The organism is Deltaproteobacteria bacterium, from assembly GCA_016874775.1.
In the GTDB taxonomy this organism is placed as follows: Bacteria; Desulfobacterota; Binatia; order Bin18; family Bin18; genus VGTJ01.
Genome location: VGTJ01000060.1, coordinates 17,004 through 30,563, shown reverse-complemented (window position 1 = coordinate 30,563; position 13,560 = coordinate 17,004). Strand labels below are relative to the sequence as shown.

Here is a 13,560-nt window from a genome sequence, read left to right as displayed (position 1 = left end):
CAAAGGCCTACAGGTCTCCGACGATGAGTTTCAAGCGCTCAATATCAAACCCGGTAAGTTTCATGGCGATTGGAACTATACGCTTCTTCCTCGCTCTTAATCGGTAACTTAATTCTTGCCCATGCCTATTACTATAGACAAAGTAACTAGTCGTCACTGTCTCCCCATCATCGACCATTTGCTTTTTCCCTCTGAAGTTCGGTAAGATTTCCTCTGCGGGGGCCTCTCGGGTACTACAGAGCATGTACCCAGAACTGTAAATTCAGAAACACGACAGGTCACACAAAGCAAAGGCTTTGAGAAAAAGTATATTGTGATGTATATTCTCACACCTAAGTCTTGGGTTATCGTGGGCAGCGTTTTCACTCGACGTCGGTCACAAGAAAAAATATTCGCGAAGAAACTGCTCTGGTTCGTCGTCTTTCCTTTGCTCACCAACTGCACGCCACACTCAATCAAGCAGGATAAAGAGTTGTCGACTCTACTCGCTGCCTTTCAGAAACAAAATCTGGAGTTAGCAAGCCAACAGCAACAGCAGCAAGAACAGACTATTCGCAAGCTTGAACTCCAGAATCCAGGGAATGGGCAAGAACATACAGTGAGTGTTTATTTAATCAACGCTCCTCTCCGAGTGATCGTACAAAGCCTACTAGATAAGTCTCAAGCTGCCTTTCTGCTTAACGATCCTATCCCCAATAGCAGAACCTCTGCTCGCTTTGATAATGTACCCTTATCTCAAGCCTTACAGAAACTTCTTTCCTCGCAAGGATTTTCGTGCACGACCAAAGACGGATTGCTCGTGATTGGAGTCGACACAACCACCCCTTCTGCATCAACTTCTTCGCCTGCCGACCCCTCTTCCACACCGTCTTCCCCGACATCACAAAGCGGTACCTCTGCGAGCCCTGCGTCGACTCCTTCTGCGAGTGCAGCCTCGCCCACTTCTCCTAACACCGGAGGAACGCTAAACACTCCACCTTCGGCCACCTCTCCTCCCCCTTCCCCATCCGCCACAACCCCGACTGCTGCCCAGCCTTCTTCTGCAACCTCTCCTGGCATAGGCCCCTCGACGACCGGAGGGGCCGACTCAGCATCGTCTCTCGCCGCTTATGGACCTTCATCCTATTCAGATCTGTCTGCTGCACCCACTGCACCTTCAACCCTCGTGACTGTCCCATTACGATACTTGGATACAACAACAGCAGCCTCGCTCCTTGACAGCCTCTACCCTGAAGCAGGCATCGGCGGCACGCGGGTTGTCACCTATGGTCAGCAGCCAAAAACCAATACGCTCATTCTCTACGGACCGGCAGATGAAGCGAAAAAGGCCGCGGTCGCACTGCGCAGAGCTGATCGTGATCCTTCACATATCATTATCGAGGCGTTAATCGTCGAATTTGACGCTGATGCGTTAGATCAGCTTGCTATAGATATTTCAAAGCTGTCAGCAGGTCCGTATAGCAACATCGCTACAAGCTTTGGCTCTCTATTAGGCAATTCCCTAGGTTTTACTTATGTTCCTGGAGCAAATAATAAACTCCAACTTTCGGCCTTCATTAATGCACTGGTCTCTACCAATAGAGCACGCTTGATTGCTCGACCATATGTCGCAACTCTTAGTGGAGAAACCGCAACGATTGATATCTCGCGCAACCGTTATGTCGTGGTGCAAGCACCACAGAATGGGGCAACCATCACAACTACCAATGCAGTGACGAGTGGAGTGATTATGAAGATCACCCCGACAGTTCTTTCTGATGAGATGATCCGTATGGACGTGGATGTAGAAGACTCACAATTTATTCCAACCGAACAAAACATCGCGGTGGAAGTAGATAAGAATTCTGCACAAACAGTCATGCGAGTAACAAGCGGACAGACGATTATCATTGGAGGGCTAGTTCTCAATCGCAAAACACGAGGAAATACTGGGGTGCCGTGGTTGCGCCATCTCCCCCCTGCCAACTTACTTTTTGCTGATCAAGAATTTAGCCGCCAGAAACAAGAGGTGTTTATCTACCTCACCCCGCGAATTTGGACCCCGGATGTAGAGGCGCCGCTCGTCTTGCCGGAGTCTTTCACTATTCATCCTAAGGATGAGCACCTCTCCGATCTTGAACGCAAACTACTGAACCGATGACCCAAAGCACCTGGGCCGAGCTGGGCAACTTTTGGAGAAGAATATCCCATGATAACCGTTGAACTAGAGGCAGGATAGTTACGACTTGTTTTTGAGCAATGCCATAAGAACTAATCCCACCCCAATACCAATTAAAGTTCCAAGATCAGACCGACCAAATGCCGCTCCCAGCCCTATACCAGCCAGAACACTGCCAGCGAAAGCCATTCCTGCCATATTACTCCGAGGAGATCTTTCTTCACCCATGATGTAATTCCTTTCTCTGTTCCCCAAACGCCAACGCCTTTTCATGGACAGAGAGGACAATAATCCGCTCTCGCTCCAACGTACGAATCATGGAGAGGAATGTCTCCTGTGATTCGTCTTGACCATGCTGACGCCATAGGTCTTCTACAGTCGGCGATTCCTGGAGTGCCTTGCCAAGCCAATGCTCACGGAATGTTAGTCGGCGCGGAGAGAAATAGCGCTTAAAGTAGATCAGCTCTTGGGTGCTTTGCTGTTCCACTCTGGCAACCGCGTCACTAAAGCGGACGTGAGATTGCAACGTCAGTTGACGACGCATTTCTGGATCAAGGGTCACGACACTAGCTCCGCTGATCACTGTTTCAATGTCATAACGAAGTGCCGTGTCGACCATCGTTAAAAGCGTCCCCGCAATCTCGTACCCTACACTATCATCCACCACCAAAGCATCTTTTGCCGAAAGCCGCGACGTAGGCATCAGGTCCTGAAGCAAAGAGAACGTCACAGCTCGCAACTGGGTATGGTGTTCTCCAGTGCATTGAGAAGGAACATCCCACGGTATCACTCCAACACTCCACCCCGGCGAACCGACCAGCGCAGTCACTGCCCCACAAAAGGTTGAGTATTCAGCCTCGTTGGTTCGTAGAAATGCTGGTGCTGGCAGGTGCTGTATCGCATCTCTATCAGCCAGACGAGCAAGGGCAATTTGCTGCGGAAGTTCCGCAGCTGCCGATAGGAGGCATGAGGTCAGAGCAGCCGAGATCGCTTCTGGTAAATCTTCACTAACCGGGGGAGTGCGTCCGAGTATGGCTTTCGCCACCCGCGGCGCAAGCGCTTCCGGAGCACGGCTAGAAAGCCAGTGCAAAACGGTGCGCAAGTACGCTTGGAACGCCTCGGTTGCCTGTCCACGTTGTTGATAAACTCGCGCGAAGCAGAAATTGCAGTACACTGCATCGCTCTCCGACTTTGCGCCTAATGTCGTTTCAAACGCTTTACGGTAATAGCGTTCAGCTGATGCGAGATCACGATTACGACGATGCAATCGTGCAATGTTGATGGCGTTGACATACTCCAGATGCCAGTCGTGTGCCTCTTGCCTCGAGGCTTGCGCTTCGATTTGCGCTTCGATTTCTAACGCGCCTGTGAAATCCCCACTTTCTAGACGGCTAAGTGCCGAAATGTTGAGGAGATACAAGAATTCACGCTGTCCTTCATAATACGGCGCTAATAGTTCGCGTGCTTGTTGAAAATAGGAAGCGGCAAGAGCGGGAGAACCTCCCATCACTAGCCCCCATCCTTTGCTTTGCAACAGAAACCCTCGTACTGCCGGCGCCAAAGCTGGAGAGGGATCTTCCTCTCCAGTGGCTTCGGCAAAACGCAGCAGGCCAATCCGTATCCCTTGTGCTTGCGCGCGAAAGAAACCTTGCTGTTCCAGAGTCGGGGCACACGCGATAGCGCGCTCCATCAATCGTAAGGCAATACCATAACCGCCCTCCGCGAACCGCTGCCAGGCTTCCTTACACAGAAAAAGTGGTTGCGCATACAGGTTGTTACCAAAAAACAAGGCGTACGCGTGGAGCCAATCCAACGAGCCCCCCTTCGTTTTGGCCGCAAGTTGATCGTACGCAAAGCGAGAGACCGTCCGAGGAGCCAACCGATGTTCCGGCGCAACCAGGACATGCCCGTTGGCCAGCGAGAATCCGAGTCGGTCCCCTGTGTCTTGCGTGGTAGCAAGCATTGTAGCGACATGCGGGTGCAGGATCCCTGGTACCAGTCGACACAAACTTTTAGTGACCGGGAGTTTCCCATCACTGTAAGCAGGGGTCCATTGGACTTGCCAATTTTCAGGAACAACTGCAGCGTCGTTGTCGGTATGCACCAACACAAGACGACTGTCCGTGTCGTTAAGCCCTTGCGCGAGAAACCGTAAAAAGAGAGTATTTTCAGTTTCCCATGACAACCCGGCACGTGGACCAAACACTACTACGGTCCGTGGTGGACTATCCTTCAACTTCACAACCAGGCGAGAAGCCAGGTCTAAGGCGGTTCGTGTCGTACGATCACCACTAGCCTCAGCATCAATCCAGGTCCCAATCACATCTGCATATGGAAGCGGTTCATCCCACACAATTGATCGGCCCATTGCCGGAAGCACTTGCTGTGGGGGTGGCAACACTAGCTCAAGCTGAGCATACAACTCAGCAGCAACTTGTTGTCCTCGCCATACGCCAAGGCTGATATCAGAGGCAATGACATCGATTGGGTACTGTAAGTCGTTCAGGGTCTGCCACAGCGACGCGAGCGTGAGCGCGCGAATCCCATCCACTTTCAGCATGCCAGGAGCACGTGAGATAGGAACCAGGCGAGAACTCACCATACGTTACACGAGTCCACGTGTTTCTGGCGGTTCATCCTGGCGCTCGCCAATGGCAACGACATAAATGGTCGAATGGTTCACGCCATCAAGTCCGAGTATTTCATCAAGGTGACGATCAAAAAATCCCCCGACATTCGTGCACCCAAGGCCCAGAGCCGTGGCAACTAGATTAAGGTTCTGGGCAACATGTCCTGCCTCTAAGAGCGTAAACCGATAGCCACGTGCGCCGTACTTAAACGTCGAGCGCTCAAACATGGCGGTGAGAAACAACAGCACCGAAGCTTCGGTAGGAATCGAACTCTGGACAAACGCGGAAGAAAGTCGAGGAGCAAGGTCGCCGTCGTGTATACGACGACAACTGTGCCGAGCAGGACTATAGTGATACAGCCCTGCTGGAGCATCAGCGATGTGCGAGCTGTGAAAGAAGATCTCAAGTGGGTAGAGCGCCCCACCCGAAGGCACGGTACGAAACGGCCGTGGAAAAACGGTGTCCGTGTTGTCCCGTGTCACACCGTAGGCGTAATGCAACAAGGTCGCCAGGTTTTCCACCGTAAGCGGACACGGCTTCATAGCCCGAGCACTCACACGCGAAGTGATAGCGTCTTTGAGGGTGAGGTTAAGCGGAGAGAAGGACGTCGGGAGTTTCACTTCGGGATATTGGTCGAATACGAGCGATTCAAGCAGTTGCTCCATTCGAGCGAGGACAACCTCGTTCGGAAGGAAACTTCCATAGCGAGAGATTTTCGAATTCTCGTGGAACAGTTCCCAGAGCGGGTCCTCAGTTCCTTCTGCGCGGAAGAGATCATTCCATACTGTACGCGTCACGTTGTGCAGGCCTCCTTATGGATAAGGGTGAGGCACAGGGTTGTCGCCAGAAGCGCGTTTCACACCAGGGTGTCCGAGTTTTTGCGGCACTTCCCATAGACGAGATCCTCCTAAGGCACGAATCCCATACCCCATGAATAACGGATGAAAACCGGGAATTACTGCTCGTACGACAGAGAGCCCTAGTTCTCCGACATCAGGAGTTGTCACATCAGTGATGAGCACCCGATGTCCAACAGCCTCAATACGTTCACAGAGTATGGCCAATTCTTCGGCTGGGTTACCAGTCGCCAGGTTCTCAATCTCATCAAACTCGACACGTCGCGGAGACGCAAAAACAAAATCTGCGAGTGAGGCCTGCGCGTGATCATTCCAAAAATGCAGATGCGTGATCTGATCAACTACATTCGCATGGTAGAGGTCTGGTACCAACGGAGGCATCCGATTCTTTATTTGTTGCATGTACCGCCGCGTATGCGCCAGTTCTTCCAAACTTTTACGTATAGCTTCTTCTGGGTCTAACGCGGTTGAGGCAGCAAACGTCAGCGCTGGGGCCTGCGGGGCAGGGTGGCGCAACACCGACAGAATAGAAGGAATCCCTGCATCAGTAGTGATATTAAGAATGGTGACTTCGCTCCCGGTCTGTTCAAAGCGCCGCACCAAATCGTAGTTCGCATCACTGAGCGTTTCGACAAGGACGTGAGGAGCACTCACGCAACCTTGCCATGTAATCGTAAAGGCGTCACGCTCAATCGTCTCGCATGCGGCAGAAATCGCCGCTTCGGCAGGGCTGCAATGGCAGGCGAGGCCTGTAGAAATGGGTTGAACAATGGGAGCATCGCCAGTGCCCTGGTAATAATAGTAGGGAATAAACACCATTGCGGCAGGAACGTAGAGTGTCTTTCCGGTGAGCGGGTTCACAGCTGGCGCCCAGCGTACTGGCGTCTGCTCGTCAAATGGTACCCAGGGAAAGCCGGGGCTTTCATATTGTTCTACGCTGTACAAGGCAAAGGCGTCCGGAGAAACGCAAGGGAAAGGTGCCGACTCAACAGACTCTAGAGGGAGATCCTCGACAGAGAATAAAGCCCCGCAATAACGTTCAACCGCTTCCCCTACAGCTTTAGCGATCGCACGTTCCCGGGTGGCAGCCGCACCACCAGCAGCACTAAAGTTCGTTTGCAGGCTCAACGCCTGGGTGCTGCACGCACGTGCGAAATAGTGAAAGAAATCCGGCACACCAGCTTCACGGCGTGCATCCTGCACATAGCGCACGATACCGACACGGTCATCAACAAGATAGTCGAGTATGTCAATGAGCCGACGAAACGAAGGACCGGTAGGAAGGCATGTCTTCATTTTTGCTCGCCCGTAATTACATTCCAGTCATGGCCAGGCATGAACGCACTCTTGTTTGGTGTCGTTGTGGAGCGTGTTCTGACAGGGCTGCAGACAGCACAGCGTGGGACTTTCAAGAGTTTGCGGGCTTTCATGTCCGCAGCGAGTAGACTCACTTCGATGACCGCTCCAACGCGCCACGGAACTCCCCCCAGTCCACCGTAGAATTTAGTCAATTCAAGTGCCGCAATATCCCCGAGCACAGAAGCCATCGAGGGATGAAACCCAGTCACTGCCTGATGATGAATCGACGCAGCCTCAACGCTCCGTTTCAGTTGGGGTTCGTCAGCATTGGCATTCTCCCGCACGTACAGACATTCATAACAAGCTGTTTCACCCGGGATAACGAAAGGCCCAACATAGCCGATGAGATTATCAAGCATGATGGGCAAAAAATGTCGTTGATGGCTGACACAGAATTCGTTCCATTCACGCATCACTTGAAAACCACCGAAATCAGATGTCGCGACGAGACAATCAAAAGACTGGGGATCAAGATCCTGGGCCCACTCTTGATAAGACACTGGACGTGGCAATGGTGACAACCACTCGTTCGAATGTACGACGCCGTTATCAAAGAAGCGGAGGTTACGAAGCAACGGATAATCAATAACCGTCACGTTCTCCGCCTGCACTGCACGTAGAGCAGAGACTATCTGTCGAGCAACCGCATTGACACCAAGAACAACAATCTGTTTCTCGTTGAGACGTTCGGTCACCGTCGACGTTTTTTCTCCAAAGTGCCAATAAAAAATATCTAGGGTGCCTTCGACTCTTTCGCCAGATGTCTCAACCGTATCTGCTGGGACCAGTATCCGGCGCGTGAGGAGCTGATCTACAAGAGCGGCAACAGCAGGACGATCGGGAGCCGCAAAGAACTCACAAATTTGCTCTTTACTCGCTCCCTCTTCTGTCGCGAGAGTCAAGACAGCTTTGACAGTATCTGCGGCTCGTTCTCCACTAATTTTCACCTGGACGCAGCCCCGGGACAGGACTGCCCCGTCAGCGGTTTGGACGAACTGCGCCGGGAGCGCTTTGAGAGGAACGAGGGTTGGGTCATTTGCCATGACTGCGATCCTTATTACCTTTCACAAAAATTCTAATCCGGTGCATCAGGAGACTGGCCCGTGGGAAATTCGTACGGCCCCTTAGTTTAGTAAGGACGCAGAAAAGACCACGCTACGCTTGTAGGGCAGGTGTTGGGCGCAGACGTTCACGATGCACCGTATAACTACCAGCAAAAACCTGTCGTAGGTTTTGATATTCTTTCACGAATTCCGTTCGTGGCAATTTCGTTTTGGTCACTGGCGACTGCAAATCATAGAGATCCCAGTTCGGTCGCCCGTTCGGTTGTCGCTCGGTGATGTGGTCGAAGGTGGTGAGCCCCTTAGTGCCAGGTAGCGGCGTCAGGATCGTGAAGGACGGATAGTTAATTTTGTGATGCTCAACAAAACGGATCAAGCGTTGAAAATCACGACGATCGTAGTCGGGACTGACGATGAACTGGGCAAAGACAGCAACCCCAAGCTGTCGTGCAACATCAAGCCCAGCCTCGACCTGTGCGATCTGTAGGCGTTTATTATAATCTCCGAGTTCTTTAGTGGAGATACCTTCAATCCCCAAAAATAACCGCTCTAGCCCTATCTCACGCCACGTCTGTATCAATTCTGGTTGGCGCAAGAGTGTATCAATGCGGCAATAGGAAAAGTACCGTTTCTGGATATGCGCAGCGCGAATCGCCTTGGCAAGTTCCATCATACGGCGACCATTGATGAACGGCTCATCGTCCACCATAAATACGAACTCCTCTCGAATAGTCGAGAGTTCATCAACGACTTGATGAATGTCACGCATGTGATAGACGCCATCCATAATTTTCCACAACGAACAGAATGAACAGCGATAGGGACAGCCAACTGTGGTGCGCATGAGGGCAATCGGTTGCATCCAATCGATAAAATACGCGTTTCGGTCACGCTCGGTGACCAAACGGTCTGGCGGGACAATCTCATCAATGTCGAACGACGGCGGGTCTCCACCGAAAAGGAAATTTCCATCGCGACGAGCCCAAACCCCGGGAATACTCTTTTGCGATTCAGCACCACTCAATATTTGTAACAATGTCCGAAAAGGACGTACGCCTTCTCCGCTCACTACAAAATCAATGGACGGAACAAAGAAATCTTCCGGAAGTAACGTCGCATGATGCCCACCAACCACAGTCCAACAGTGCGGCAGGCGTTCTTTTATATGCTCACAAAGAGCGAGGTTTCTCCGAACGTGCATTGAGTAGCCAGTAACCCCAACGATATCAGGGACAAAGTCTTGGAGAGTACTATCAAGTTCGTCAGGGTGGAGCCGAAGATCAAGGACTTGCACGCTATGCCCGTCTTGCTTGGCCCCAGCGGCAAGATATTCAAGTGCTAGCGGCTCTGCGATTGCCCCCAGATCTCCCCAACCAATAAGCTCGACCCGTGACTTCGGATAAATAAGAAGGACTTTCATGCACGCGCCTTACCAACATGCCTGCATCGAGATGGGCGCAGCTCCAAAGGGGCCGCACCCGATCTTTATCTTTCTCAGGATGCCGTCTGCTCCCGAGTGTCGACGTTACTATAGGGTCGGACGGGTGGGTTGTACGACAGAGGCCGCCGTGCAGGAACAGCACGGACAACAGCAACAGCAAGCAGTCACATCTTCTGTAGCTGCTGCTCCAGGCTTGTGAAGGCGTTCTTGCATCGCCTTTCCAGCCACCTCTAGCGAGTTGATGTCTTTAATAGTGAGGCCATCTGGTGGGTTGCCTTGTCGTGTGCGCCCCCACTCTTGTAAAGCAAAGAGTTCAGCCTTTGTGAGTTTCTGAGCAGCCGGGGTCAAAGAAGCAAACTCTGCTTGATTAAACCCCAATTTGCCAATGGGAGTGTTGAGCGGCAGCCGGCCCGGACCTCCTTGTGCGTAAGCCGCACCCGCACCAAAACCAGATACAGCAAACGTTGTCGCTATAGTTCCAGCTGTCGTCGCTCCTGCGGTGCGGAGAAATCCGCGCCGATCGATTTGATCCTGCCCTTCCTTGCGGTCATCAGCCATGATTCTACCCCCTTCTATAAAAAACGAGATTCAAATAGCCTTTTGGGATTAATCTATTTCCCCATAAAATATAGATTTATTTATTACAATAAGGGTATATTTGTCAATGAGAAACCTTCCCAGTGAGTGAGTAAGAAGGGGATCCTGAAAATGCACAAGACTCTCGACGTCCAGAACTGGTTTATCTCCGTGATGTTAGGGGTAACAGTACAACTTTTAGCACTTGACCACCAACTCCTTAAGGCAGTAGCCCAAGATCAGCACGACCACAGTCAGGCGACACGCGAGGAAGCCCCCTTTCCGGACCGTATCGCTTCTTCGTTGCGCGCAGTGATGGAAATTGCTGCTCAACACGGGGCGCGTAAGGCAAGTACCTTGGTACCACCATCTATCCATCTCTCTCCAGAGGGGCATATTGAGGTCTATATTTACACGTACCTGCCAGTATCAGCCGCTCAGCAAATTCTTGAGGAGCGCGGTGTCCGTATCCTGCAGGTGCACGAGCACAGTGGAACTCTCTATGTGACATTACCAATAGTGACGCTGGAAACCATCGCTGCACTTCCCTGTGTCCGGTGGATCTCCCTCCCTTCCTACGGTTCCTCTAGTAAAGGAAGCGTGAACTCTGAAGGGGACACTGCAATGCGAGCCAATCTGGTTCGTTCGCAACTGGGAGTGGATGGTCAGGGGATACGGGTCGGAGTAATTTCCGACAGCTTGACCACCCTCGCCGATGCCGTCACCAAAGGTGATCTACCGGCAGACTTGCAAATAGTGAATAGCCAGGCAGGCAATGGGAATGACGAAGGGCGTGCAATGTCGGAAATTATCTATGATCTCGCTCCTGGCGCCGATTTATTATTCCATACGGGCTTGCCGAGCAGCCTCGATATGATCGCTGCTATACAAGCACTCACGCAGGCTGGGGCAACAATCATCGTCGACGATGTCGAGTATTTTAACGAACCTGTCTTTGAGCCAGGGCCAGTCGCGCAGGCAGTACAGGAAGCAACCAACAAAGGTGCGACCTACATCACCGCAGCCGGCAATAATGCCCAGACCCAGTACAATGGAGTTTTTACCCCAATCTCTTCTCAGAATGGCAATTCTTTACTGCTTCGTCATGATTTTGGTGGTGGAGACTCTACGCTCGCTTTTCAGGTTTTGCCGTTTCAGTCATTCTCAGTTTTTCTGCAGTGGCCAAACCCATTTGATGGGTCCGCGAATACGGCTGACTACGATCTATTCGTCATGAACGAAGACGGCACGACGGATGCCTGTACATTGACGGGAGATGATGGCAGCCTAGTTCTTAGCGGAACCTGCACAAGTACGGATAGGCAAATTGGCGGTAATGCTCCCCCAATCGAGCAAATTAATCTTCAGAATAACTCCTTCAATACGGTCAGCCTGAGTGTGGTTATCGCAAAAAATGCAGGTGCAGTAGTGCCTCTTTCCTTAAAGTTTAATGCCCCGATTACACTTCTCGAATCGCAACCATCACGTGGCACTATTTTTGGGCACCCTTGTCTCCCAGATGTTCTTGCCGTTGCGGCGGTCGATGCCAATAACTATAGTACCGCAGGCCTCGAAAGCTTTAGTTCTCAAGGACCATGCGAATGGTTCTTTCCCACCCGCGCGACAATCAGTAAACCCGATGTTGCTGCAGCTGACGGGGTAATGACCTCGCTTGATGACTTCAGTCCCTTTTTCGGCACCTCAGCTGCTGCCCCTCATGCTGCTGCAGTTGCAGCTCTGCTCACTCAGGCAACGGGAGGTCCAGGAGTGCTTAAGAACTCCCAAATTACTGACATTCTCCGTCGCACTGCAGTCGATTTCGGCGCCCCTGGCTTTGACTCAGCTTTCGGTTTTGGCGCCCTTGATGCCTTACAAACAGTACGCAACGGAACTCTGCTTTCAGGTGGTGGCTTTGCCACTTTCTGGGTAGGGTTGAAAAAAACCGATAATGAAGGAACTCTTTTTGACTTACGAGCAGAACTCTATCGTAACAACACGAAGGTAGCGTCTGGGGACGTCTTTTGTATTGCAGGAATCGTGAAAGCCCCTGAACAAGCAAAAGAGGTCACAGTGCTCATGCACCCACTCACCACAACGCCTCCGGGCTCATCATCTGGAGAGCTCTCACTCAAAGTATTAACGCGAATCGGGACAACAAAGAATGGGACTCTGTGCGAAGGACCGAATGGGAATCGCAATAGCGCCAGCGGCCTGCGCTTGTATTATGACGCAAAGAATAGAGCGTCACGCTTTAGTTCAGGATTTACACCATCACCATCGCAGGATTTCTTCTTACACGAAGATGGCAAGCACTTCTTCGATGCTACCGCTCCAGTAGAACTCGAAGCACAGATTGAATCGTCAGGCCGTGTAAACGCGAAGAAAGGCAATCCCTGGCAAGAGATCGGCACCTGGCAGCTCTCTGCACCGTAGAGCGGGATGTAATTGATTGTTTATCCACATTTTTGTAGGAGCGGTTCTGCGTGGCCGCACCTGGAAAGAGCACTCACATAGGAGCGCCCCTACAAGCCAAATCCAAACTACACCATTATCAATCTGCGCGTTATCGTGTAGTTGGGACGACCCCAAGACGTTCCTTCTCTCACAAATAGTACAATGACAAATGCGCCGATACCTATGGCCGTTTCTCGTCCTGTTCATGGACACGACCCTCTTACTCGTGTTGAGTATCTTCCCTCGGCGAGCCCCTAACATCCCCAGGCATGATCGTTAGCATAATCCACAATGGTTGCTGTGGTTCGGCGTACCGATGTATATGCTCCATCAATTCGAAGAACATAGATACGATCTACTTGGTCGCCCGTACATGCATTCGCCTAACGAATGCAGCGCAGCATTGGTCTTCGCGATTCATAGAGAGTGGTGCTAATCGAACGCCGGACTCTCTTTTTTCATTCTTCATTCTCAATTCTTCACTCTTCATTGGCGCTTCAGACCACCCCTTCGCGTGGATGCACATTGGTGCGAATCCAATCGACAATTGCCTGCGTGCTCACTCCCGGTGTGAAGATCTCCATCACACCCGCTTGCTTAAGGGGTGCGATATCGTCTTGCGGAACGATGCCACCACCAAACACAGCGACATCTTCAGCGCCACGCGTTTTGAGTGCATTGATCACCGCCGGAAACAGCGTCATATGCGCACCAGACAGAATGCTGAGTCCGATTGCATCGACGTCTTCTTGCACCGCCGCTTCAGCGATCATATCTGGAGTTTGGTGCAATCCAGTGTAAATCACTTCAAAGCCTGCATCGCGCAACGCACGGGCGATAATCTTCGCGCCACGATCATGGCCGTCGAGTCCGGCCTTTGCTACCAAAATACGTAATACCTTTTCGTCTGCCACGGGTTTCCTCCGGAAAAAGCATTCAGCTATCAGCTATCAGCCAGAATGCAGTCAAGAACACAACCTCAGAAAGCACGTACAAGCTGAAAGCTAAAAGCTGATCGCTGATC

At 51.7% G+C, this 13,560-nt stretch carries 9 protein-coding genes; 2 read left to right on the top strand and 7 right to left on the bottom strand.

Features of this window, described 5'->3' with window-relative positions:
* Positions 1-313 precede the first annotated feature (313 nt).
* Positions 314-2,140, top strand: coding sequence for a hypothetical protein (locus FJ147_12120; protein MBM4256627.1), 1,827 nt, complete (start codon positions 314-316; stop codon positions 2,138-2,140).
* 238 nt (positions 2,141-2,378) lie between these two features.
* Here the strand turns inward: FJ147_12120 and FJ147_12115 are convergent, their stop codons facing one another.
* The 6 genes from FJ147_12115 to FJ147_12090 all read right to left on the bottom strand — a co-directional run bounded on the left by FJ147_12115 (position 2,379) and on the right by FJ147_12090 (position 10,064).
* Positions 2,379-4,760, bottom strand: coding sequence for a tetratricopeptide repeat protein (locus tag FJ147_12115; GenBank protein MBM4256626.1), 2,382 nt, complete (start codon positions 4,758-4,760; stop codon positions 2,379-2,381).
* 3 nt (positions 4,761-4,763) lie between these two features.
* The gene (locus tag FJ147_12110) at positions 4,764-5,453 is read right to left on the bottom strand and encodes a SagB/ThcOx family dehydrogenase (protein ID MBM4256625.1); all 690 of its coding nucleotides are present in this window, start codon (positions 5,451-5,453) and stop codon (positions 4,764-4,766) included.
* Between the two features lie 147 nt (positions 5,454-5,600).
* Positions 5,601-6,941 carry a hypothetical protein gene (locus tag FJ147_12105; GenBank protein MBM4256624.1) on the bottom strand — a complete coding sequence of 447 codons (1,341 nt, stop codon included), beginning with the start codon at positions 6,939-6,941 and terminating at the stop codon, positions 5,601-5,603.
* Positions 6,938-8,047, bottom strand: a complete 1,110-nt coding sequence (locus tag FJ147_12100) for a TOMM precursor leader peptide-binding protein (protein MBM4256623.1) — start codon at positions 8,045-8,047, stop codon at positions 6,938-6,940. Before FJ147_12100 ends, FJ147_12105 begins: the two co-directional genes overlap by 4 nt.
* 112 nt (positions 8,048-8,159) lie before the next feature.
* Complete coding sequence (locus tag FJ147_12095; GenBank protein ID MBM4256622.1) at positions 8,160-9,485, bottom strand: radical SAM protein; 1,326 nt, start codon at positions 9,483-9,485, stop codon at positions 8,160-8,162.
* 108 nt (positions 9,486-9,593) lie between these two features.
* Positions 9,594-10,064: a hypothetical protein gene (locus FJ147_12090; protein MBM4256621.1), complete on the bottom strand. Its 471-nt coding sequence runs from the start codon at positions 10,062-10,064 to the stop codon at positions 9,594-9,596.
* 150 nt (positions 10,065-10,214) lie between these two features.
* Here FJ147_12090 and FJ147_12085 point away from each other — a divergent pair, with 150 nt between their 5' ends.
* Complete coding sequence (locus FJ147_12085; GenBank protein ID MBM4256620.1) at positions 10,215-12,515, top strand: hypothetical protein; 2,301 nt, start codon at positions 10,215-10,217, stop codon at positions 12,513-12,515.
* A gap of 518 nt (positions 12,516-13,033) precedes the next feature.
* Here the strand turns inward: FJ147_12085 and FJ147_12080 are convergent.
* The gene (locus FJ147_12080; GenBank protein MBM4256619.1) at positions 13,034-13,450 is read right to left on the bottom strand and encodes a cobalamin B12-binding domain-containing protein; all 417 of its coding nucleotides are present in this window, start codon (positions 13,448-13,450) and stop codon (positions 13,034-13,036) included.
* Positions 13,451-13,560 lie beyond the last annotated feature (110 nt).